The organism is Serratia sarumanii (assembly GCF_029962605.1).
Lineage (GTDB): Bacteria > Pseudomonadota > Gammaproteobacteria > Enterobacterales > Enterobacteriaceae > Serratia > Serratia sarumanii.
Genome location: NZ_CP124750.1, coordinates 4,317,714 through 4,339,848 on the forward strand (window position 1 = coordinate 4,317,714; position 22,135 = coordinate 4,339,848).

At 62.1% G+C, this 22,135-nt stretch carries 19 protein-coding genes; 7 read left to right on the plus strand and 12 right to left on the minus strand.

Annotation, left to right across the window (positions count from 1 at the left end; all coding sequences use genetic code 11):
• Positions 1 to 45 precede the first annotated feature (45 nt).
• Positions 46 to 2,319: a DNA topoisomerase IV subunit A gene (parC, locus tag SSARUM_RS20440; protein ID WP_039569308.1), complete on the minus strand. Its 2,274-nt coding sequence runs from the start codon at positions 2,317 to 2,319 to the stop codon at positions 46 to 48.
• Between the two features lie 315 nt (positions 2,320 to 2,634).
• Between parC and SSARUM_RS20445 the strand changes: the two genes are divergently transcribed.
• Positions 2,635 to 3,216 carry an NAD(P)H-dependent oxidoreductase gene (locus SSARUM_RS20445; RefSeq protein ID WP_039569311.1) on the plus strand — a complete coding sequence of 194 codons (582 nt, stop codon included), beginning with the start codon at positions 2,635 to 2,637 and terminating at the stop codon, positions 3,214 to 3,216.
• 33 nt (positions 3,217 to 3,249) lie between these two features.
• Positions 3,250 to 3,558, plus strand: coding sequence for a putative quinol monooxygenase (locus SSARUM_RS20450; protein WP_033638602.1), 309 nt, complete (start codon positions 3,250 to 3,252; stop codon positions 3,556 to 3,558).
• Positions 3,559 to 3,563: 5 nt separating this feature from the next.
• Here SSARUM_RS20450 and SSARUM_RS20455 read toward each other — a convergent pair whose 3' ends face one another.
• The 6 genes from SSARUM_RS20455 to nudF all read right to left on the minus strand — a co-directional run bounded on the left by SSARUM_RS20455 (position 3,564) and on the right by nudF (position 9,000).
• Complete coding sequence (locus SSARUM_RS20455) at positions 3,564 to 4,478, minus strand: LysR substrate-binding domain-containing protein (RefSeq protein ID WP_039569315.1); 915 nt, start codon at positions 4,476 to 4,478, stop codon at positions 3,564 to 3,566.
• An 83-nt stretch (positions 4,479 to 4,561) separates the two neighbouring features.
• Positions 4,562 to 6,457 (minus strand): DNA topoisomerase IV subunit B, encoded by a 1,896-nt coding sequence (parE, locus tag SSARUM_RS20460; protein WP_025304305.1) that lies wholly within the window; start codon positions 6,455 to 6,457, stop codon positions 4,562 to 4,564.
• A gap of 46 nt (positions 6,458 to 6,503) precedes the next feature.
• Positions 6,504 to 7,088 (minus strand): esterase YqiA, encoded by a 585-nt coding sequence (gene yqiA, locus SSARUM_RS20465; RefSeq protein WP_025304306.1) that lies wholly within the window; start codon positions 7,086 to 7,088, stop codon positions 6,504 to 6,506.
• A complete protein-coding gene (cpdA, locus tag SSARUM_RS20470) occupies positions 7,088 to 7,915 on the minus strand; it encodes a 3',5'-cyclic-AMP phosphodiesterase (RefSeq protein ID WP_033636061.1) in 828 nt (275 codons plus the stop codon). Before cpdA ends, yqiA begins: the two co-directional genes overlap by 1 nt.
• A gap of 27 nt (positions 7,916 to 7,942) precedes the next feature.
• Positions 7,943 to 8,368 (minus strand): DUF1249 family protein, encoded by a 426-nt coding sequence (locus SSARUM_RS20475; RefSeq protein ID WP_004937244.1) that lies wholly within the window; start codon positions 8,366 to 8,368, stop codon positions 7,943 to 7,945.
• Entirely contained in the window at positions 8,368 to 9,000 is a 633-nt protein-coding gene (gene nudF, locus SSARUM_RS20480; RefSeq protein WP_060430982.1) for an ADP-ribose diphosphatase, read from the minus strand. Before nudF ends, SSARUM_RS20475 begins: the two co-directional genes overlap by 1 nt.
• 347 nt (positions 9,001 to 9,347) lie before the next feature.
• On the opposite strand from nudF, the gene hasF reads away from it, so the two are divergent.
• Both hasF and dhaR read left to right on the plus strand, forming a co-directional pair.
• Positions 9,348 to 10,865, plus strand: a complete 1,518-nt coding sequence (gene hasF / locus SSARUM_RS20485; RefSeq protein WP_060430980.1) for a multidrug efflux transporter outer membrane subunit HasF — start codon at positions 9,348 to 9,350, stop codon at positions 10,863 to 10,865.
• 150 nt (positions 10,866 to 11,015) lie between these two features.
• Positions 11,016 to 12,965: a dihydroxyacetone kinase operon transcriptional regulator DhaR gene (dhaR, locus tag SSARUM_RS20490; protein ID WP_060430978.1), complete on the plus strand. Its 1,950-nt coding sequence runs from the start codon at positions 11,016 to 11,018 to the stop codon at positions 12,963 to 12,965.
• Here dhaR and dhaM read toward each other — a convergent pair.
• The 4 genes from dhaM to SSARUM_RS20510 are packed head-to-tail and all read right to left on the minus strand — an operon-like array spanning position 12,962 to position 17,268.
• On the minus strand, positions 12,962 to 14,392 hold the full coding sequence (gene dhaM, locus SSARUM_RS20495; RefSeq protein ID WP_060430976.1) for a dihydroxyacetone kinase phosphoryl donor subunit DhaM: 1,431 nt from the start codon (positions 14,390 to 14,392) through the stop codon (positions 12,962 to 12,964). The two genes, dhaR and dhaM, sit on opposite strands and share 4 nt — an antisense overlap.
• Before the next feature lie 11 nt (positions 14,393 to 14,403).
• Positions 14,404 to 15,036 (minus strand): dihydroxyacetone kinase subunit DhaL, encoded by a 633-nt coding sequence (gene dhaL / locus SSARUM_RS20500; RefSeq protein WP_033636066.1) that lies wholly within the window; start codon positions 15,034 to 15,036, stop codon positions 14,404 to 14,406.
• Between the two features lie 9 nt (positions 15,037 to 15,045).
• Positions 15,046 to 16,116: a dihydroxyacetone kinase subunit DhaK gene (dhaK, locus tag SSARUM_RS20505; protein WP_033649064.1), complete on the minus strand. Its 1,071-nt coding sequence runs from the start codon at positions 16,114 to 16,116 to the stop codon at positions 15,046 to 15,048.
• Positions 16,117 to 16,167: 51 nt separating this feature from the next.
• Positions 16,168 to 17,268, minus strand: a complete 1,101-nt coding sequence (locus SSARUM_RS20510; RefSeq protein WP_033649063.1) for a glycerol dehydrogenase — start codon at positions 17,266 to 17,268, stop codon at positions 16,168 to 16,170.
• 353 nt (positions 17,269 to 17,621) lie between these two features.
• On the opposite strand from SSARUM_RS20510, the gene SSARUM_RS20515 reads away from it, so the two are divergent.
• Both SSARUM_RS20515 and SSARUM_RS20520 read left to right on the plus strand, forming a co-directional pair.
• Positions 17,622 to 18,284, plus strand: a complete 663-nt coding sequence (locus tag SSARUM_RS20515) for a DUF1190 family protein (RefSeq protein ID WP_015379087.1) — start codon at positions 17,622 to 17,624, stop codon at positions 18,282 to 18,284.
• Between the two features lie 3 nt (positions 18,285 to 18,287).
• The gene (locus SSARUM_RS20520; RefSeq protein WP_033649062.1) at positions 18,288 to 19,448 is read left to right on the plus strand and encodes a glutathionylspermidine synthase family protein; all 1,161 of its coding nucleotides are present in this window, start codon (positions 18,288 to 18,290) and stop codon (positions 19,446 to 19,448) included.
• Between the two features lie 46 nt (positions 19,449 to 19,494).
• Here SSARUM_RS20520 and ygiD read toward each other — a convergent pair whose 3' ends face one another.
• Positions 19,495 to 20,277: a 4,5-DOPA-extradiol-dioxygenase gene (gene ygiD / locus SSARUM_RS20525; protein WP_033636069.1), complete on the minus strand. Its 783-nt coding sequence runs from the start codon at positions 20,275 to 20,277 to the stop codon at positions 19,495 to 19,497.
• Positions 20,278 to 20,600: 323 nt separating this feature from the next.
• On the opposite strand from ygiD, the gene SSARUM_RS20530 reads away from it, so the two are divergent.
• Complete coding sequence (locus SSARUM_RS20530; RefSeq protein ID WP_043148023.1) at positions 20,601 to 22,133, plus strand: alkaline phosphatase; 1,533 nt, start codon at positions 20,601 to 20,603, stop codon at positions 22,131 to 22,133.
• Positions 22,134 to 22,135 lie beyond the last annotated feature (2 nt).

The following is a 22,135-nucleotide window of genomic DNA, read 5'->3' on the forward strand; positions in this document are numbered from 1 at the left end:
CGGCCACAGCATGCTGCGACCGCCCGTTAACGCTGGCGCCAACGCTTACTCTTCGCTGTCGCCGCCCGACGCCCGCATCGGCGCATCCACTTCGACGCGATCGATGCGCTGCAGGCCGCGCGGCAGCTGAGTGCCCTTGCGCCCGCGCTCGGCGCGGAATTTCTGCAAATCCTCCGGCCGCAGCGTCAGCTTGCGTTTGCCGACGTGCAGCGTGACGGACGCCTGCGGCGGCAGCACGAACAGCCAGGCCAGCTTGTCGTCACCGGCCGCCGCCTGGGCTGCCGGAATGGAGACGATCTTGTTGCCTTTGCCCTTCGACAGCTGCGGCAGATCGGCGACCGGGAACATCAGCATGCGCCCGGCGGCGGTGATCGACAGCAGCATGTCGTCTGCGCCGTGGATTTCCATCGGCGGCAGCGCCCTGGCGTTGTCCGGCAGCGTGATCATCACCTTGCCGGCGCGGTTGCGCGCCACCAAATCGTTGAAGGTGCAAACGAAGCCGTAACCGGCATCGGACGCCATCAGCAGCTTCTGATCGTCGGCCGCCATCAGCACCTGCTCAATAGTGGCGCCCGGCGGCGGCGTCAGCTTGCCGGTCAGCGGCTCGCCCTGCCCGCGCGCCGAAGGCAGCGTCATCGGATCGAGCGCATAGCTGCGCCCGGTGGAGTCGATGAATACCACCGGCTGGTTGCTCTTGCCGCGCGCCGCGCCGCGGAAGCTGTCGCCGGCCTTGTAGCTCAGGCCGGCCGGATCGATGTCGTGGCCCTTGGCGCTGCGCACCCAGCCCATTTCAGACAGCACGATGGTCACCGGCTCAGACGGCACGAAGTCGTGCTCGCTCATCGCCTTGGCTTCCGCACGCTCGGTCAGCGGCGAACGGCGATCGTCGCCGTAGGTCTGCGCATCGGCCTGGATCTCTTTCTTGATCAGCGTGTTCAGCTTGCGTTCGGACGCCAGCAGCGCCTGCAGCTGATCGCGCTCTTTCGCCAACTCATCCTGCTCACCGCGGATCTTGACCTCTTCCAGCTTGGCCAGGTGACGCAGTTTCAGCTCGAGGATCGCTTCCGCCTGGGTATCGGAGATGCCGAAACGCTGCATCAGCACCGGCTTCGGCTCATCTTCGCTGCGGATGATGTGGATCACCTCGTCGATATTGAGGAACGCCACCAGCAAACCTTCGAGGATATGCAGGCGTTTCAGCACTTTCTCGAGGCGGTAGTTCAGGCGGCGGCGCACCGTGTCGCGACGGTAGGCCAGCCATTCGGTGAGGATCTCCACCAGCCCTTTGACCTGCGGGCGGTTATCCAGACCGATCATGTTCATGTTGATGCGGTAGCTGCGTTCCAGATCGGTGGTGGCGAACAGGTGGTTCATCACCTGTTCCAGATCGATACGGTTGGAGCGTGGCACGATCACCAGACGCGTCGGGTTTTCGTGGTCGGACTCATCGCGCAGATCTTCGACCATCGGCAGTTTCTTGGCGCGCATCTGGCTGGCGATCTGCTCCAGCACCTTGGCGCCGGACACCTGGTGCGGCAAGGCGGTGATCACCGCGCTGCCGTCTTCTTTCTTCCACACGGCGCGCATGCGCACCGAGCCGCGGCCGCTCTGGTAAATTTTGCGGATTTCATCGCGCGGGGTGATGATCTCGGCTTCGGTCGGGAAGTCCGGCCCCTGCACGAATTCGAGCAGATCGTCGAGCGAGGCGCCCGGCTTGTCGAGCAGCGCCACCGCCGCGGCGGCGACTTCGCGCACGTTGTGCGGCGGAATGTCGGTCGCCATGCCGACGGCGATACCGGTGGTGCCGTTCAGCAGGATGTTCGGCAGGCGCGCCGGCAACATCTTCGGCTCTTGCAGCGTGCCGTCAAAGTTCGGGATCCAGTCGACGGTGCCCTGCCCCAGCTCGGCCAGCAAGACTTCGGCATATTTGGAGAGGCGGGATTCGGTATAACGCATCGCCGCGAACGACTTGGGATCGTCCGGCGCCCCCCAGTTCCCCTGGCCGTCCACCAGCGGATAGCGATACGAGAACGGCTGCGCCATCAGCACCATGGCTTCATAACACGCGCTGTCGCCGTGCGGGTGGTATTTACCCAGCACGTCGCCCACGGTGCGGGCGGATTTCTTGAATTTGGCGCTGTTGTTCAGCCCCAGCTCAGACATGGCGTAGATGATGCGGCGTTGTACCGGCTTCAAACCGTCGCCAATGTACGGCAACGCCCGATCCATGATGACGTACATGGAATAGTTCAGATAGGCGTTTTCAGTGAATGTGTGCAGCGGTAAACGCTCTACACCATCATGAGTCAGATCACTCATTACTCAATTATCCTCAGACCGTGGCTTGGCAATCCCTGGACGACAATAAGGCATCGCTTGTCGATTCTGCCCGCGATAGTAACCCATCTGCGGGGTGGCTGTCACAGTTGGCGCAAGGATCGCCGGCCGAAGGCGCTGCCGCCGGGACGTTTAGGCAAAATTCCATCGCGATTGTTGATTAAGAATCAATACTGTTGTGTCTGTCGTCACGTTTTTACTTGCCTGGCCAGCGATTACACTCTCGTTCAGCAAGCTGTTTTTGCGCACCGCAGCGGAAAACGGCATCTATCTTAACTCTGACGGGAGACGCAAAAGATGAGCAATATCCTGATTATCAACGCTAAAAAGCAATTCGGCCATTCCAACGGCGAACTCAACCAAACCCTGAGCGACGTGGCGGAAAGCTTCCTGCGCGATCTGCAGCACGAGGTGCAGGTCACGGTGGTCGACGACGGCTATGACATCGAAGCCGAAGTGCAGAAATACCTGTGGGCCGATGCGGTCATCTATCAGATGCCGGGTTGGTGGATGGGCGAGCCGTGGATCCTGAAAAAATACATCGACGAAGTGTTCACCGCCGGCCACGGCAGCCTGTACGCCAGCGATGGCCGCACCCGCTCCGACGCCGCCAAGAAGTACGGCTCCGGCGGCCTGATTCAGGGCAAAAAATACCTGCTGAGCCTGACCTGGAACGCCCCGCTCGAAGCCTTCACCGATCCGAACCAGTTCTTCCACGGCGTCGGCGTCGACGGCGTTTACCTGCACTTCCACAAGGCCAACCAGTTCCTGGGGATGGAAGCCTTGCCGACCTTTATCTGCAATGACGTGATAAAACAACCGGATATCGAAACGGACATCGCACGTTATCGCGAGCACCTGGCGGGAATTTTTGCTTAACTGGCAGCGAAGGGCTTAACCAACGAGGTAATGATGATCACCGTAATCGCAGAAATCAAAGTCAAACCCGGCCACCGCGCCACCGTGTTACAAGCCATTGAAAAACTGGTGCCACTGGTGCTGGCGGAAGAAGGCTGCGGCGAATACACGCCGATGGTAGACAGCCACACCCAGGCCCCCTGGCAGAAACTGTCGCCGGACTCGGTGTTTATGCTGGAAAAATGGCAAAGCCAGGCGCATCTGGAAAAACACCTGCAGATCGACCATATGCTCAAGCACCGCGAGACCATCAAGGACTACGTGCTGGGCACCGAGATCTACGTGCTGGAAAACGCGCTGTAATCCCTTCAGAGGCCCTCTGCGGCCTCTGGCGGCTCTCCCTCAAGGCGGGCGCTGACGTAGTCGAGAAAACAGGTGAGGCGCGCCGCCAGCTGGGCGTCGTGGTAATACACCGCGTTGATCGGCTGGCGCACGTCCAGCGTCTCCCGCACCAGCAGCGGTACCAGCCGGCCCGCTTCCCGATCGCGGCGGGTCATGAAGTCCGCCAGTTGGACAATGCCCGCCCCGCGCAACGCCAACTCACGCAGCGTCTCCCCGCTGGAGGCCGAGATCGTCGGTTCGATGGCGAAATACCGCGCCTGCCGGTAACGCAGCGGCCACTGGTTCAGCGATTCTGGGTAGGTGAATCCCAACAGGCAATGGCGGTGCAGATCTTCCACGCCGCGCGGTTCGCCATGCCGTTGCAGGTAATCCGGGCTGGCGAGGATGCGCAACCGGCTGTGCCCCAGCAGGCGCGCATGAAGCGTGGAGTCACGCAGCGCGCCGATGCGGATCGCGATATCGGCGCGTTTCTCCAACAGGTCGATATTGCGATCGTCGGTGTCCAGCTCCAGCTCAATCTGCGGATAACGACGGCGGAACTCCGCCACCATCGGCACCAGCACGTGCGCCATGAAAGGGGCGGCGGCGTTGACCCGCAGCCGACCGGCGGGCAGCTGGCGCCGCAGCGCCATCAGTTCTTCGGCCTGATCCACCGAACGCAGTATTTCGCGCGCAGGCGCCAGGAAGCTCTGCCCTTCTTCGGTCAGGCTCAGGCGACGCGTGGTGCGGCGCAAGAGCGTAGCGTCGAGTTTCGTTTCCAGGCGGCTGAGTGCGCGGCTGACGCCGGAGGTGGTTTGGCCGAGCCGATCGGCGGCGGCGGTGACCGAACCGCTGTCGACCACCGCCGTGAACGCCAGCAGCTCTTCGAGGGTGATCTTCACGCGGTTCGCCCCAGGTTGACGGGCGCCGCATGCAACGCCCTGCGGGAAAGCAGGCCCGGCGTTTCACCGGGCCAGGGTCAGGCTCAGACCGCCAATTCGGCCATGTCGCCCTTGTCTTGCAGCCAGTTGCGGCGATCTTCCGAACGCTTCTTGGCCAACAGCATGTCCATCACCGCCAGCGTCTGATCGACGTCATCCTCTGCCACCGTCAGTTGCACCAGACGGCGGGTGTTCGGATCGAGGGTGGTTTCGCGCAGCTGCAGCGGGTTCATCTCGCCCAGCCCTTTAAAGCGCTGTACGTTCGGCTTGCCCTTCTTGCGCTTCAGCTGTTCCAGCACGCCGGCTTTCTCTTCTTCATCCAGCGCGTAGAACACCTCTTTACCGAGATCGATACGGTACAGCGGCGGCATGGCGACATAGACGTGGCCGCCTTTCACCAGCGAACGGAAGTGGCGCACGAACAGCGCGCACAGCAGCGTGGCGATGTGCAGGCCGTCGGAGTCCGCATCCGCCAGGATGCAGATTTTGCCGTAGCGCAGCTGGCTGAGATCTTCGCTGTCCGGATCGATGCCGATCGCCACGGAAATGTCGTGCACTTCCTGCGAGGCCAGCACTTCGTCCGAGGAGACTTCCCAGGTATTCAGGATCTTGCCCTTGAGCGGCATGATCGCCTGATATTCGCGATCGCGTGCCTGCTTGGCCGATCCGCCCGCCGAGTCCCCTTCCACCAGGAACAGTTCGGTCATGGCCAGATCCTGCGAGGTGCAGTCCGCCAGCTTGCCCGGCAGCGCCGGCCCGCTGGTCAACTTCTTGCGCACCACTTTCTTGGCGGCGCGCAGACGGCGCTGGGCGCTGGAGATCGCCAGCTCGGCCAGCTGTTCCGCCGCCTGAACGTTCTGGTTCAGCCACAGGCTGAAGGCGTCTTTCACCACGCCGGAAACGAAGGCCGCGCACTGGCGCGAGGAGAGACGCTCTTTGGTCTGCCCGGCGAACTGCGGATCCTGCATCTTCACCGACAGCACGTAGGCGCAGCGATCCCAGATATCCTCCGCCGACAGCTTCACGCCGCGCGGCAGAATATTGCGGAATTCGCAGAACTCGCGCATCGCGTCCAGCAGCCCCTGGCGCAGGCCGTTGACGTGGGTGCCGCCCTGCATGGTCGGGATCAGGTTGACGTAGCTTTCGGTCAGCAGCTCACCGCCTTCCGGCAGCCACAGCAGCGCCCAGTCCACCGCTTCGGTGTCACCGGCGAAATTGCCGACGAACGGCGCTTCCGGCAGGGTAATCAGGCCGTTGACCGCTTCCATCAGGTAGTCGGTCAGGCCGTCCTGGTAGCACCAGCGCTGCTCGGTGTTGTTCACCTTGTCGATGAAATAGATCTCGACGCCGGGGCACAGCACCGCCTTGGCTTTCAGCAGGTGAGTCAAGCGCGATACCGAGAAGCGCGGGCTGTCGAAGAACTGCTCATCCGGCCAGAAGTGCACGCTGGTGCCGGTGTTGCGTTTGCCGCAGGTGCCGGTCACCGTCAGATCTTGCACCTTGTCGCCGTTTTCGAAGGCGATGCCGTAGACGTTGCCGTCGCGGCGCACGTTGACTTCCACCCGCTTCGACAGGGCGTTGACCACCGAGATCCCCACGCCGTGCAGGCCGCCGGAGAACTGGTAGTTTTTATTCGAGAATTTACCGCCGGCGTGCAGCCGGCACAGGATCAACTCAACCGCCGGCACGCCCTCTTCCGGGTGGATGTCCACCGGCATGCCGCGGCCGTCGTCGATCACTTCCAGCGACTGATCGGCGTGCAAAATCACGTCGATGCGCTTGGCGTGACCGGCCAACGCTTCGTCGACGCTGTTATCGATCACCTCTTGGCCGAGGTGGTTTGGGCGCGTCGTGTCGGTATACATGCCGGGACGACGGCGCACTGGTTCTAGACCGCTGAGTACTTCAATGGCATCAGCGTTATAGCTGGATTGAGTCATCGTTGATTATTTTTTCGTGGTTAAAGGGAGGTGCCGGAACGGTCCGTCAGACCGCGTTTAGCCCTAAAAAATCCACAATCTGGGGGAAGTAGTGCTCGAAACCGACGAAGGCGTGGTTTCCACCCGACTCCACCGTTTGCCGACACGCGGTGTAATACGCCACGGCCTGGCCGTAATCGAGAATTTCATCGCCCGTTTGCTGCAGCAGCCAGATTAAATCCGGCGACTCCAAGGGATCGATCTGCATCACTTTCAGATCGTAAACGTGCCGAGACTCTAACACATATTGCTGGCCGGTGTAGGGGTTCTCGTTGGCGCCGAGATAGTCGACCAGCAGCTCAAACGGCTTGACCGCCGGGTTGACCACCACCGCCGGCAGCGAAAAACACTGCGACAGCCAGGTGGCGTAATAGCCGCCCAGCGATGAACCGACCAGCCCGAGCGTTTGGCCGGCGCGCTCCAGCACCATATTCTCCAGCATTTCGGCGGCCTCCGCCGGAAAGGCCGGCAGCTGCGGCACCAGCATCTCGATATCGGGATGGTGCTCGGCCAGCCAGGCCTTGAAGGCCACCGCCTTGGCCGACTGCGGCGAACTGTTGAAACCGTGCAGGTAGAGCAGTGTCGAAGGCATCAGTATCCATCCGAGTCCATATCGGGGCGGAAATCGTCGTTTTCCAGGCGGAACACCTGGGTCTCGACGCGGCCGTCCGGCAGCAGATCGAGGTAGCGCCAGCCGGGGGAGACGTCGTCAATGGTGAAGTTCGTGCAGTGCGGCTTGAATTGCACGCAGGTGGACGGCGTCGCCAACAGGCGTCGGCCCTGCCATTCCAGATCCAGATCCTGGTGAATGTGCCCGCACACCACGGTATTCACTTTCGGATAACGCAGCAGGATCGCGCCCAGCATATGCGGGTTGCGCAGGCTGTGCTGATCGAGCCAGGTGCAGCCGGAAGGCAGCGGATGATGGTGCAGCAGCAACAGCGTATAGCGCTCGGGGTGAGCCTGCAGGCAGCGCTCCATCCACTCGAGTTGGTATTCGCTCAATTCGCCGTGCGGCACGCCGAACACCTGGCTGTCCAGCATCAGCACCTGCCAGCTGTCGCCCAGCAGCACCTGTTTGGAAGGCGCGATGCCGGCGGCGGCCAACGCATCGACCATCGCCGGTTGAAAATCATGGTTGCCCGGCAGCCACACGCAGGGAGCCGGCAATTGCGCGATGCCGGCGGCGAAGTGGCGGTAGGCCTCTTGCGAATGATCCTGCGCCAAATCTCCCGTGGCGACGATCAAATCGACGTCGCGGCGCTGCGCCTGGATGGCGTCCAGCACCGCGTGATAGCTGCGATAGGTATTGATGCCGAGCAACGTCTCGTGTTCGCCGGCAAAAAGGTGGGTATCTGTTATTTGTAGAATCCTGACCGCGGCCCCACTCGCCACGGGCAGTTTAAACAGGCTTTCCAAATGGTGTCCTTTGTTATTTCAGTCTGTCTAACAAACCGGAACCGCCATCGCTCCATGCGCCAAACAGTAGCGCAGCCAATCAGCAAGAAACTGGTTAATTTGATGCTTTTCGTCGCGTTGATGCAACTTTTTATTAGGATAATCATAACGCGCTTTAAAGCGATAGATCTGCTGACTGGAACACACTTCCGCAACCATGGCGTCATGGTACAGCCGCACCGTCATCGCGGGCAGGCTCCAGTAGCTGACCGCCGGAAAGATCTGCTCGATCTCCACCAGCGACGTGTAACGCGTGGACTCAACGATGGTCAAACGATAGCCGGCGCCGTTCACCTGATAAGTCACCGTTTCGCCCGCTTCGTCGTTGCGCGGCAGCAAGCGGCGCAATTGCGCGAAGTTGGTTTCGCACAATCTCATCATTTCGGGGAAATCAGGGGTATAGCGCTGTTTCATTAGTTGGCCCACTCTTTTCTCAACGATTCATGGTGCAACGCCAGCCATTGCAATGCAATCACTGATGCGGCGTTATCGATCGCGCCCTCCTCCACCCAGCGGTAAGCCTGCTCGCGGCTGACCACGTGGACGCGGATATCTTCATGTTCTTCCGCCAGGCCGTGAATGCCCTCGGCGGTGCCGGCGTCCACCTCGCCGACCATGATCGACAGACGTTCACTGGTGCCGCCGGGGCTGGCCAGGTAGCTCAGCACCGGCTTGCAGCGCCCGACCATCACGCCGGCCTCCTCCTGCGCTTCGCGGCGGCACACGTCCTCGACGCTTTCGCCGGTCTCGATCATACCCGCCACCATTTCCAGCAGCCAGGGCGAATGGCTGGTATCAACCGCGGCGATGCGCAGTTGTTCAATCAGCACAACCTCGTCGCGCACCGGATCGTAGGGCAGCAGCACCGCCGCATGGCCGCGTTCGAAAATTTCACGCGTGATTACAGGGCTCATTTCGCCATTGAACAACCGATGGCGAAACCGGTATAAATTGAGTGAAAAAAAACCACGGTACAGCGTCTCGCGTGCAATAATTTCTACATCTTTTTTCTCGAAAGTAACGGGCGACGGCTGCGAACGGTTCATGCGCGAATTCTCCTGCTTGAGTATGCCGATAAAATAATCGGTTTTGATGACAGAAACAGCGGGACTCTCCGCCGCGGCTTTATGTTAGGCTGTTTTCCGCCGCCGGATGCGGCACGTTTGTGCGCTCGCAGGTAATAGCGGGAAACAATCCGGATTGTCAGCCATAATATCAGCTGCAGTCGACCCGGGCAGTACGCCAAGGTAAATGGGCGGTCTGAAAGGTAAAAGTTACGTGAGATGGCACATTCAGCCACCTGATGCGTACCCCAGACTCTGCTAGAATCGGCAACTATTTCGTCTATCGTCAGCGCTAACATAGCAATATTGCTGCACAACAAGGAATGCAAATGAAGAAACTGCTCCCCCTTCTTATCGGACTGAGCCTGGGCGGCTTCAGTGCAATGAGCCAGGCAGAGAACCTGCTGCAGGTCTACAAACAGGCCAGGGAAAGTAACCCGGATCTGCGCAAAAGTGCTGCTGACCGCGACGCCGCATTCGAAAAGATCAATGAAGCGCGCAGCCCGTTGCTGCCGCAGCTCGGTTTAACCGCAGGTTACGATTACACCAACGGTTATCGTGACAGCAATGGCGTTAACAGCAACGTGACCAGCGGTTCGTTGGCGCTGACGCAAACTATTTTCGACATGTCGAAATGGCGCCAGCTGACGCTGCAGGAAAAGACCGCCGGCATCTCCGACGTCACCTTCCAGACCGCTGAGCAGTCGCTGATTCTCAACACCGCCACCGCCTACTTCAACGTGCTGAAGGCGATCGACACGCTGTCCTATACCCAGGCGCAGAAAGATGCGGTATACCGCACGCTGGATCAAACCACCCAGCGCTTCAACGTGGGCCTGGTGGCGATCACCGACGTGCAGAACGCCCGCTCGAACTATGACACCGTGCTGGCGGCGGAAGTCTCCGCCCGCAACGATCTGGATAACGCGCTGGAAACGCTGCGCCAGGTGACCGGGGCCTTCTACCCGGAGCTGGCCTCGTTGAATACCGATCGCTTCAGTACCCAGCGCCCGGAAGCGGTGAACAACCTGCTGAAAGAAGCGGAAGCGCGCAACCTGAGCCTGCTGTCCGCCCGTCTGAGCCAGGACCTGGCGCGCGAGCAAATCCGCGCAGCCCAAACCGGCTATATGCCGACGATTGACGTCAGCGCATCAACCGGCATCAGCAATACCAAATACAACGGCTCCAACACCGGCGGCGCGAATGCCGCACGCTACAGCGACTCCGATGCGGGCCAAAATAAGGTCGGCATCAGCTTCAACCTGCCGCTGTACAGCGGCGGCGCGACCAACTCACAGGTCAAGCAAGCGCAGTACGGCTTCGTCGGCGCCAGCGAGCAGTTGGAAAGCTCACACCGCAGCGTGGTGCAGACCGTGCGTTCGTCGTTCAACAACGTTAACGCCTCGATCAGCAGCATCAACGCCTACAAACAGGCGGTGATCTCCGCGCAAAGCTCCCTGGACGCGATGGAAGCCGGTTATCAGGTCGGTACCCGCACCATCGTCGACGTGCTGGACGCCACCACCACGCTGTATAACGCCAAACGTCAGCTGTCCGACGCGCGTTATACCTATCTGATCAACCAGTTGAACATCAAGTCGGCGCTCGGCACGCTGAACCAGAACGATTTGCTGCTGCTGAACGGCGCGTTGGGCAAACCGGTGTCGACCGCACCTGACGCCGTGGCGCCGCAGAATCGCGCGCAGGACGCCTATGCAGACGGCTATCAGGACAATGCGCCGATGCAGCAAACCGCGGCGCCGGTACCGGCGGCCACTCGCGCATCCGCGCCGGCCGCGGCCACCAGCCAACCGGCTCGCAACAGCGGCAACCCATTCCGCAACTGATGCGCGCACATTGATAAACACGGGGTTCGGCCTGCGCCGCGCCCCGTTTTTTTTGCCTCGATTTCACCACTTCTGCCCGCCGTCTCACAGCCGCCGCCACGTCAGGTGGTATCATCGTCACTCTCGTTTTCGCAGTCTGGATGAGGTTCGATGGACAACGATTCACGCTGGCAACGGCTGATTAACGACGGCGAACTGCCGCCGCCGCTGCGCCCGGCACAGGCGGTTTACGCCTCCTGGCTGCGCTGCCGCAGCCTGATGCAGCCCGACGTCTGGCAAGCACCGCACCGCGCTCAGGGCGCCACCTTCGAATCGATTTGCCGCCGCAAGAACGATCTGCTGACGCTCGGCCAGGCGGCGCTGGAAGACGCCTGCGAGTACATGGAGCCACGTCGTTGTCTGTTGATGATCCTCGACGAGAGCGGCTGCATGCTGTGGCGCTGCGGCGACGCCCAAACCTGGGAGCATTTACAGCAACTGGGGTTCGCCCCCGGCGCTTACTGGGCCGAAGGGCAGATCGGCACCAATGCCCCGGCGCTGGCGGCAACGGAAGGCCACCCGGTGCGGGTGAGCGGCGGGGAGCACGTGCGCCGGGCGCTGCACGGCTGGTCGTTCTGCGCTACGCCGGTCTACGACAACAGCGGCCGCCAGCGCGGTTCGATCGCGCTGGGCTGCCTGCTGGCCGACTGCGCCGCCGGCGATCTGTCGCTGACGCTGGCCATCGCTCGCGAAATCGGCAATTCGCTGAACGCCGACGGCCTGCTGGCGGAATCCAACCGCCATCTTAACCAGCTTTACGGCCTGCTGGACGGCGTGGACGACGGCGTGATGGCCTGGGATCACCGTGGCTACCTGCAATATATCAACCAGCGCGCCGCCGCCCTGCTGAAGCTGGACGAGCAGCAGAGCCAGGGCAAACCGCTGGCGCAGCTGCTGACGCTGCCCGCCCTGCTCAAGCGCGCCATCGCCGACCGGCAGCCGCTGCAACACGTCGAAGTCACCTTCGAAAGCCAGCGGCAGTTTATCGCTGCCTTGCTGACGCTCAAGCCGATTTTCGACGGCGATCGCTGCAGTTTCATCGCCCTGCTGCACCCGCTCGAGCGGCTGCGCCAGTATGTCAGCAGCCAGTTGGGGCGCGTCAGCCACAGCTTCGAGCAAATGCCCTCCGCCTCGCTGGATATGCGGCGGCTGATCCGTTACGGGCAGCAGGCGGCCAAGGGCCAGCATCCAATCCTGCTGCGCGGGGAGGAAGGGGTCGGCAAAGAGCTGCTCAGCCAGGCTATCCACAACGCCGGCGAACGCGCCGCCGGGCCGTATATCGCCCTCAACTGCCAGCTGTTGCCGCAGGCACAGGGGCTGCGTGAACTGCTGGGCAGCGACGCCAGCGAAGAAGAGGCGGGCCAGCTGAGCAAATTCGAATTGGCCAACGGCGGCACGCTGTATCTCGAACAGATCGAATACCTGCCGGCGGAGATGCAGTCGGCGTTGCTGCAGGTGCTGAAAACCGGCGTGGTGATCCGCCTCAATTCCAGCCGAGTGATCCCCGTCGATGTGCGGGTGATCGCCGGCAGCGCCGCCGATCTGCCGCTGCTGGTGCAACAAAACCGCTTCCGCCGCCAGCTGTTTTACAGCCTGCAAGCCTTCGAGATCCAGATCCCGCCGCTGCGCCAGCGGCTGAGCGATATTCCGCTGCTGGTCAAACACCATCTGCGCGCGCTGGAGCAACACTTTCAGTGTCGCTTTCGGGTGGATGACGAAGTGATGGCCCAACTGGCGCTCTACCTGTGGCCGGGCAACGATTTGGAACTGAAAGGGGTGGTGGAGCGCGCGGCGATGATTTGCCACGGCCACCACATCCAGTTAGCAGATTTGCCGGCACACCTGCTCGGCCAGCCGTCGCTGCTGGAGAGCGATCCGCAGCCCGGCGCGCCGCTGTTGACGCTGACGGACATGGAGCGCCAGGCGATCCTGCGCGCGGCGACCGTCAGCCGTGGTCAGTTGACGGAGATGGCGCAGCTGCTGGGCATCGGCCGCACCACCCTGTGGCGGAAGATCAAACAGCATGGGATCGACATCCGCCAGTTCAAGCTGCGCGCCTAGTGGCTGAGCTGCAACACCCCGCGCGCGGCGTCCAGCATCGCCTTTTGCCCGCTGCGGGTTTTGCTCAGGCAATCCTGCATGCCGACCACCATCGGAATGCCCATCGCCTTCGCCAGAATGGCGCTGTGCGACAGGGCATTGCCACCGCTCAGGCAGATGCCGAGCACCAGCCGCCTGTCGAGCATCACCACCTCAGAAGGCATCAGCTCGTCCATCACCAGTATCGACGGCTCTGCCAGCGCGATGGCCGGCAGCGGCAGCCCCTGCAGATGGCACAGCGTGCGGCGCAGCATGTCGCGCACGTCCAGTTCACGCGCCCGCATGTAGTCGTCATCCAGCTCGCGGTACTCTTCGGCGATCGCTTCCAGCACCTGCCGCCAGGCCTGTTCGGCACTGCACAACTGCTGCGCGATGCGGGTGTACGCCGCCTGCTGCAGATCCGGATCGTCCAGCAGCATGCTGTGGGCGCCGAAGATCGCCGCCTGCGGCTTGCCGATCAGCGTGCCGGTGCGTTCCGCCAGCCGGTTCAGATCGCTCAGGGTGTGCTGCAGCGCCTCACGCAGGCGTTGCTGTTCGCCCAACACCTCGTCCGCGCCAATCCGTCGATCGGCGGTTGGCGGCCAGAAGCTGTGGGCCTGGAACACCGGCCCGCTGGTGACGCTTTCCGCCACCGGGATACCGTGCAGCGAAGGCTGCTGCCGCTCGGAAACCGTCTCGCCGAAATGCTGTTCCGCCAGCGCGTTGAACGCCGCCAGCGCCTCGTCCGCCTGCGCGCCGTCGGCGATCAGGCGAATAGTATCGCCGTGGCGCACCTGCAGCAGCGCCAGCTGATTGAGGCTGCGCGGATCGACGCACTGCCCCTGCTTTTCCAGCACCAGCTCGGCCTTGAACGGCGCCAGCGTCTCGACCAGCCGCGCCGCCGGGCGCGCGTGCAGCCCGTGCGGGTTCTGCACCGTCCAGGTTGCGCTTTTGCCCTGCGCCAGCGGCAAAGCCGCGCTTTTCGCGGCCGGCGAGCCTTCGCCCAGCTGCGCCTGTTTGGCCTGCAGCGCGCCCTGCGCCTCCGCCACCACCTGCTCCAGCGAGGCACCGGAGTTGGCGGCCACCACCGCCGCCAGCGTGCCTTCGACCAGCGGCGCCGCACACAGCCGCACTTTGACAGCCACGTACGGGTCCAGCAGATCGAGCGCGGTTTCGGCACTGAGCAGCGCGCTGCCCAAATCCATCAGCACCAGAACGCCGTCACCGTCGGCGACCGCTTCGATCGCCTCCATCACTTTGACCGCGTCGGTGCCGATCGGGTGCTGCTCGTCATCCACGCCCGCCGCCAGCGCCAGCTTGCAACCGTCGCCGCGCATCATCTGCCGCGCCAACTGCTCAACGCCACGCGCCAGCAACGCGCTGTGCGAAACCACCACGATATTAATCATCTCGCCTCCTGCTAGCTGCCGGCGACCTCGGCCAGCGTTTTCATCATCAACATCACCGAAGTGGCGCCGGGATCCTGGTGGCCGATGCTGCGCTCGCCCAGGTAACTGGCCCGCCCCTTGCGCGCCTGCATGGTAATGGTGCTCTCCACCGCCCGCTCGGCGCTGTCGGCGGCGCGCTGCAGCGCCTCCGCCACGCTCAGGTTCTGCTGCGCGGACTGCCCGAGGCTTTCCACCACCGGCCACCAGACGTCGCACATGGTCTTGTCGCCCGGCTCCGCCTTACCGCGCATCACCACGCCTTCAACCCCCTCTTGCATCATTTGATGCAGCTCCGCCAGATCCAGGCTTTGCTTGGCGTTCGCCGCCTGCGCCGCGCGGATGAAGAAGGTGCCGAACAGCGGGCCGCTGGCGCCGCCCACGCTCGACAGCAGCGTCATGCCGGTGTTTTTCAGAATGAAACCGATATCTTTGTCCGCCACCGACGGCAGCTTTTCCACCACCTTGTTGAAACCGCGATTCATGTTCAAACCGTGGTCGGCATCGCCGATCTCGGTGTCCAGCCGGGTCAGAAAATCGCGCTCCCGGCTGAACACCTCGCCGCAACGCATCAGCCAATCGACAACCTGTTGTTTGGTCAACGCCATGATTCCTCCTCAGCAACCCCAACGCAGCGCAGGCGTTTTCACCGGCGCATCCCACAAGGACAACAGCTCGTCGTCCACGTTCAACAGCGTGATGGACACGCCCTGCATATCGAGCGAAGTGCAGTAAGAGCCCACCAGATTGCGCTCAATGATGATGCCCGCCTCGGCGCAGCGCTCCGCCAGCCGATGGTATACGCCGTACAGCTCCGACAGTGGCGTGGCGCCCAGGTTGTTGACCAGCGCGATCGCTCGATCGCCGCGCGTCAACGGCTGCTTGGTCTGCATCTCGTCGCGCCACTCGCCCTGCTGACGATCCCAGACGCGGATCGTGCGCTGATAGTGGCCGTGGTCGATCAGCGTATGGAACATGTCGTCCACCGCCGCGTTGAGCGTGGTGAACGGACGGCGCGCAATGCCCGGCTCGCCGTGAATGCCGACGCCGAACTCCATTTCGTTCTCCGCCAGGGTAAACGACGGCTTGCCGGCGGCCGGCACGGTGCAAGCCCCCAGCGCGATGCCGATTGAGTGCCCGTGGTTGTTGATGCGATGCCCTAACGTCACCACGCTGTCCAGATCGTCGCCGCGCGCCGCGGCGGCGCCCAGCAGTTTCTCCATCAGCACGGTGTTAGCCACCCCGCGCCGCCCGGCGGTAAACAGGCTGTCTTTGACCGCCACGTCGTCATCCACCAGCACCGTCGCCACCGCGACGCCGCTGTCGTGCAGCAGCTCGGTGGCGGTTTCGAAGTTGAGCACGTCGCCGGTGTAGTTCTTGATCAGCAGCAGCACCCCGGCGCCGCCGTCGATCGCCTGGCCGCACTCGTACATTTTATCCGGCGTCGGCGAGGTGAAAATCTCGCCCGGACAGGCGCCGTCGAGCATCCCTTCGCCGACGAAACCGCAGTGCATCGGCTCATGGCCGCTGCCGCCGCCGGACAGGATCGCCACCTTGCCCGCCACCGGCGCGTCGGCGCGGGTCACGAACAGCGGATCCGCGTGCACCAGCAGCTCGGGATGGGCCTCCGCCAGCCCCTGCAACTGCTCTTCCAACACCGACTCGACCTGATTAATCAGTTTTTTCACGATGGTTTCCTCTGTAAGAACAGGGGCGCGGCGCACCGCGCCCCAACGATATCAATGACGCTGCAGCCAGGCGGCGCCCAGCCGATCCGCAGTCAGGATCGCCGCCTGCACGCCCGCGGGTGTAACCTTGAACGGCATGTTGTGAATGGTTTCGCCGGCTGCGCAGCTGGCTTCGGCCACCGCCATCATCTTCGCCGCCGCATCGCCGGTGACGCCCATCTGCGCCAGCGTGATCGGCAGGCCGATGCCATGACAAAACGCCAGCACGGTTTCAATCTGCGCCATCGGGCTGTTCTGCAGTACCAGCTGCGCCAGGGTGCCGAACGCCACTTTCTCGCCGTGATACAGGTGGTGGCACTCTTCGAGCACGGTAAAACCGTTGTGAATGGCGTGCGCCGCCGCCAGCCCACTGCTCTCGAAGCCGATGCCGCTCAGATAGGTATTGGCCTCAATGATGCGTTCCACCGCTTCCGTCACCACGCCGGCCTCGACCGCCAGTTTGGCTTTCACCCCTTCCGCCAGCAGCGTGTCATAACACAGCCGCGCCAGGCTGAGCGCCGCCAGCGTCGATTTGCCGCCGGCCATGCTGGTGGCCTGGGCGTCGAAGCAGGCCTGCGCCTCGAAATAGGTGGAAAGCGCGTCGCCCATGCCGGCCACCAGCAGACGCACCGGCGCTTTGGCGATGATGGCGCTGTCCATCACCACCATGTCCGGGTTGCGCGGGTAAATCAGGTACTCGGCGAATTCGCCCTGTTCGGTGTAGAGAACCGACAGCGCGCTGGTCGGCGCATCGGTGGAGGCGATGGTGGGAATGAGCACCACCGGCAGCTGTTGGTAGTGCGCCACGGCCTTGGCGGTGTCGAGCGTCTTGCCGCCGCCGACGCCGATCACGCCGCGGCAGCCGTGAGCCTGCAGCTCATGGCCGAGCCGGTCTATCTCCTTGCGGCAGCATTCGCCGTTGAAGCGCGCCGCATGATGTTTCACGCCGTGCTGCTGCAGGCTGCCCATTAGGGTGTCGCCCGCCAGCTGCATCACGAAGTCGTCGGCGATCACCAGGTAATGATCGGCGAGGGATTTGGCGTATTCGCCGACGGCGGCCAGCGCATTGGCGCCCTGAATATATTTGCCTGGTGACTGGATGATTCTCAACATAACCGGATCCTTGTAGGGAGTTGGCGATGGTAACGTTCAGATATCAGGTGATGACGCGCCGACTTCGCCGCCGGCTTGTTGTTGTGCTTCGACTATGAGCGCCCGCCGCCCGCCTGGCGAGCCTCGCGATTTTTGTTCCATTATGGAACATCATCATAGCGACAACGTTTCATGATGAAACGCCAACGCGCGTTTTTTCGCCGCGAAAGCGAACTGGCGCACACCCCAACGTATAACTGCGTAAAGAGTCGATTCTGCGGGCGTTTCAGCTTTAATTTTGACCATGTTTCCCCTATCCTTAGCGCCACTACTGGGAAAGGGCGAAAACAGCCCGCATGATGGGATTGATAACGATGAAACGGACAAAAAACATCAACCAAGAGACGTTCCGCAAATCCTGGCGCAGCTACCGTGTCGCGCCCGTGGCTTTGGCGATCAGCGCCGTCTTTATGCTGGCCGGCTGTGAGAAGAGCGATGAAACGGTCTCCCTGTATCAGAATGCTGATGACTGTTCGCGCGCCAATCCTTCGATGAGCGAGCAGTGCACCACCTCCTACAACAATGCCCTGAAGGAAGCGGCGAAAACCGCGCCGAAATACGCCACCCGCGAAGACTGCGTCGCCGAGTTCGGCGAAGCGCAGTGCACCCAGGCGCCGGCACAAGCCGGCATGGCGGCGGAATCGCAAAGCAGCGGCAGCTTCTGGATGCCGCTGATGGCGGGCTACATGATGGGCCGCCTGATGGGCGGTTCCGGCTTCGCGCAGCAGCCGCTGTTCACCTCCAAGAACGCCGCCAGCCCGGCGAACGGCAAGTTTGTCGACGCCAGCGGCAAGAGCTACGGCCCGGCCACCGCCGGCGGCCGCACCATGACGGTGCCGAAAACCGCCATGGCGCCGAAGCCTGCAGTCACCAACACCGTGACCCGCGGCGGTTTCGGCGAGACCGTAGCCAAGCAGACCAGCATGCAGCGCAGCAGCGCCACCTCCAACTCCGGCTCCCGCAGCATGGGCGGTTGATGCATGAAACGTATTGCTATTACCGAGCGCCCGGACTGGCGTGAAAAAGCGACCGAGTTCGGTTTCCGTTTCCACACCATGTACGGCGAGCCGTACTGGTGTGAAGACGCCTATTACCAGTTCACGCTGGCGCAGATTGAAGAGATCGAAAGCGCCACCGCCGAGCTGCACCAGATGTGTCTGCAGGTGGTGGAAAAAGTGGTCGGCAGCGACGAGCTGATGGCCAAGTTCTGCATCCCGAAACACACCTGGGAGTTCGTGCGCAGTTCGTGGCGCACCAATCAGCCGTCGCTGTATTCGCGTCTCGATCTGGCCTACGACGGCGTTAACCCGCCGAAGCTGCTGGAGAACAACGCCGATACGCCAACCTCGCTGTATGAGGCGGCCTTCTTCCAGTGGCTGTGGCTGGAAGACCAGATCAACGCCGGCAAACTGGATCCGGAGTCGGATCAGTACAACAGCCTGCAGGAGAAGCTGATCGAGCGTTTCGCCGAGCTGAAAGCGCATCACGGTTTTGGCCTGTTGCACCTGGCCTGCTGCCAGGACAGCGAAGAAGATCGCGGCACGGTGCAATATCTGCAGGACTGCGCGCAGGAAGCCGGTCTGCCGACCGAGTTCCTGTTCATGGAAGAGATTGGCCTCGGCGAGAAAGGCCAGTTTACCGATCTGCAGGATCAGGTGATCGGCAACCTGTTCAAGCTCTACCCGTGGGAATTCATGCTGCGCGAGATGTTCTCCACCAAGCTGGAAGACGCCGGCGTGCGCTGGCTGGAGCCGGCCTGGAAGAGCATCATCTCCAACAAAGCGCTGCTGCCGCTGCTGTGGGAAATGTTCCCGAACCACCCGAATCTGTTGCCGGCTTATTTCGCGCAAGACGATCATCCGCCGATGGATCATTACGTCACCAAGCCGCTGTTCTCACGCGAAGGCGCGAACATTCAGATCGTCGAAAACGGTCAGGAAGTGGCGCGCGTCGATGGGCCATACGGCGAAGAGGGCATGATCGTGCAGCAGTTCCATCCGCTGCCGAAGTTCGAAGACAGCTACACGCTGATCGGCAGTTGGCTGGTGAACGATCAACCTTGCGGCATTGGCCTGCGCGAAGATCGCGAACTGATCACGCAGGATCTGTCGCGCTTCTATCCGCACACCATCCTCGGCTGATAGCCCCGCCGAGACCAAAACGCCAGTTTCTGACTGGCGTTTTTCTTTAGCCCACCTGCACCGACAGCATGCTCAGCGCTCCCATTTCGATACCGTCGATCGGCACGCTGATGGCCTCTTTGCCATCCCAGCCGCCAAGCACGTACAGCAACGGCAGATAGTGTTCCGGCGTCGGATTCGACAGCGCTGCCCCCTCATGGCGCATGAAATCCACCAGCGGATGGTTATCGCCCCGATAACGCAGGTTATCCCGGACAAAGTTATTGAACGATTCCGCCCACGGGTAGGCGCTGGTGTCGCCCTGCCATTTCACCATGCGCAGGTTGTGCACCACGTTGCCGCTGGCGACGATCATCACGCCCTCATCGCGCAGCGCCGCCAGTTTGCGCCCCAGCTCATAGTGATAGGCCGCCGGCTGCGTGCCGTCGACGCTGAGCTGCACCACCGGGATGTCAGCATTGGGATACATCTTGATCAAGACGCCCCAGGTTCCGTGATCCAACCCCCACTCACCGAGATCGGCCGTCACCGGCACCGGCGCCAGCATTTGCTGCAGCTGCGCAGCCAGCGCGGGAGAGCCCGGCGCGGGATAACGGGTATCAAACAGCGCCTGCGGGAACCCGCCGAAGTCGTGAATGGTTTTGGGTTTTTCCATCGCGGTGACCGCAGTGCCGCGGGTATACCAATGCGCGGAAACCGCCACGATCGCCTTCGGGCGCGGCAATGACTCACCCAACGCACGCCATGCCCGGGTGTAGCGGTTGTCTTCCAGCACGTTCATCGGGCTACCGTGGCCAAGAAACAGTGCCGGCATACGAGAGGTGTTCATAGGGAGATCCTTAGTTCAAATTGTGCTATGCCGCTACATTACGCGCTTTGCCGCGCCAACACAGCCGGATAACCGTGATGAAGATATTCAATAAATTTGAATTAAAAGCGGAGGAATGCGCCGGCAGACAGAAAGATAAAAAATTAATATATTTCAATAGATTAATAAGATCAGTGAATGCCATGACATTACTGCCACACAGATCTAATTTGTGAATAATTTATGTATTTTTTGTTAACACGATCTATACACTCCTCCTCTGCCGACGGGTAGCAGGCAACCCCGCCGCGCGATGGGAATTACGTCTCACCAAGGAGGAATTCATGTTCAGACTCACACTGGCAACCCGCCTGGCGCTTTCCATATCCTTGCTCACCGGCTGGACGGCCACCGCCGGCGCGGCGGACAACGCGCAGCTGACGCAGCGCGAAGATCCTTACTTCCTTCAGGCGCAAGCTCAGCTGCAACAGCGGCTGAAACAGACGCCAAACACCAACCGCGCCAAAAACGTCATTCTGGTGGTCGGCGACGGCATGGGGTTTTCCACCGTGACCGCCGCCCGCATTTTTGAAGGGCAGCAGCGCGGCGTGGACGGCGAATCCAACGTGCTGGCCTGGGAGGCCTTCCCCTATCTGGCGGCGGCCAAAACCTACTCCGCCGACGCCCAAATCACCGACTCCGCGCCCAGCGCGGTGGCGATGACCACCGGCGTCAAAACCATCAACGATCTGATGGGCCTCAACCATACGGCCACCCTCAACAATTGCGAGGATCAGCAAACCAAGACCGTCACCACGCTGTGGGAGATGGCCGCAACGCTCGGCATGGCCACCGGCGCCGTGACGACCGCCACCATCACCCACGCCACGCCGGGCGCGACCTATGCCCATATCGCCAACCGCGATTGGGAATCCGACGCCAAAATGCCGGCAGCGGCTCTGGCCGCAGGCTGCCGCGATATCGCGCGCCAGCTGGTGGAAATGAAGTACGGCGACGGCCTTAACGTGGCAATGGGCGGCGGGCGCGCCAACTTCCTGCCCGATAGCGTGAGCGATCCGGAATACCCCGGCAAGAAAGGCGCCAGAAAGGATGGCCGCGATCTGACGCAGGCCTGGCTGCAACGCTATGGCGAGCGTGGGCAATACGTCTGGAATCAGGCGCAGTTCGACAAAATCGAACCGGGTAAGATCGATCATCTGCTGGCCCTGTTCGAGCCGTCGCACATGAACTTCGAGCACGATCGGCGGCAAGACGCGGCGGGAGAGCCTTCGCTGGCAGAAATGACCGGCAAGGCCATCGATATTCTGGCCAGGAATCCCGAAGGCTATCTGCTGTTGGTGGAGGGCGGACGCATCGATCACGGTAGCCACAACGGTAACGCCTACCGTACGCTGAGCGACGCGGTCGCCCTGAACGAGGCGGTGAAAACCATCGTCGACAAGGTCAACCTGGAGGAAACCCTGGTGATCGTGACCGGCGATCACAGCCACACATTGACCATCGCCGGCTATGCCAAGCGGGGTAATCCTATCCTCGGCATTTCCGTCGGCGTCGACGGCAAACCGCGGCTGGGCAGCGACGGCAAGCCTTACACCACCGTCGGCTTCGCCAATGGCCCCGGCGGCACGATCCCGCTGACCGAACGCCCGACATTGACCATGGAACAGGCCACCGCGCCCGACTTTATTCAGCCGGCGCTGGTGCCGCTGAAAAGCGAGACCCACGGCGGGGAAGATCTCGGCATCTACGCCATCGGCCCCTGGGCCCATCTGTTCCAGGGTACGGTGGAAGAGAACTACACCTTCCACGTGATGAATTACGCCAGCCGCATCGGCGAACGCCTGTCAGAACGGTAGCC

What these genes read in the sequence shown, in the direction of transcription:
- parC (WP_039569308.1), bottom strand. Translation starts at nt 2,319, where the DNA reads ATGAGTGATCTGACTCATGATGGTGTAGAGCGTTTACCGCTGCACACA.
- yqiA (WP_025304306.1), bottom strand. Translation starts at nt 7,088, where the DNA reads ATGCCTTCGACACTGCTCTACCTGCACGGTTTCAACAGTTCGCCGCAG.
- SSARUM_RS20520 (WP_033649062.1), top strand. Translation starts at nt 18,288, where the DNA reads ATGAAACGTATTGCTATTACCGAGCGCCCGGACTGGCGTGAAAAAGCG.
- hasF (WP_060430980.1), top strand. Translation starts at nt 9,348, where the DNA reads ATGAAGAAACTGCTCCCCCTTCTTATCGGACTGAGCCTGGGCGGCTTC.
- nudF (WP_060430982.1), bottom strand. Translation starts at nt 9,000, where the DNA reads ATGAACCGTTCGCAGCCGTCGCCCGTTACTTTCGAGAAAAAAGATGTA.
- ygiD (WP_033636069.1), bottom strand. Translation starts at nt 20,277, where the DNA reads ATGAACACCTCTCGTATGCCGGCACTGTTTCTTGGCCACGGTAGCCCG.
- SSARUM_RS20445 (WP_039569311.1), top strand. Translation starts at nt 2,635, where the DNA reads ATGAGCAATATCCTGATTATCAACGCTAAAAAGCAATTCGGCCATTCC.
- dhaL (WP_033636066.1), bottom strand. Translation starts at nt 15,036, where the DNA reads ATGGCGTTGACCAAACAACAGGTTGTCGATTGGCTGATGCGTTGCGGC.
- SSARUM_RS20510 (WP_033649063.1), bottom strand. Translation starts at nt 17,268, where the DNA reads ATGTTGAGAATCATCCAGTCACCAGGCAAATATATTCAGGGCGCCAAT.
- dhaM (WP_060430976.1), bottom strand. Translation starts at nt 14,392, where the DNA reads ATGATTAATATCGTGGTGGTTTCGCACAGCGCGTTGCTGGCGCGTGGC.
- SSARUM_RS20475 (WP_004937244.1), bottom strand. Translation starts at nt 8,368, where the DNA reads ATGAAACAGCGCTATACCCCTGATTTCCCCGAAATGATGAGATTGTGC.
- SSARUM_RS20450 (WP_033638602.1), top strand. Translation starts at nt 3,250, where the DNA reads ATGATCACCGTAATCGCAGAAATCAAAGTCAAACCCGGCCACCGCGCC.
- parE (WP_025304305.1), bottom strand. Translation starts at nt 6,457, where the DNA reads ATGACTCAATCCAGCTATAACGCTGATGCCATTGAAGTACTCAGCGGT.
- SSARUM_RS20515 (WP_015379087.1), top strand. Translation starts at nt 17,622, where the DNA reads ATGAAACGGACAAAAAACATCAACCAAGAGACGTTCCGCAAATCCTGG.
- dhaR (WP_060430978.1), top strand. Translation starts at nt 11,016, where the DNA reads ATGGACAACGATTCACGCTGGCAACGGCTGATTAACGACGGCGAACTG.
- SSARUM_RS20530 (WP_043148023.1), top strand. Translation starts at nt 20,601, where the DNA reads ATGTTCAGACTCACACTGGCAACCCGCCTGGCGCTTTCCATATCCTTG.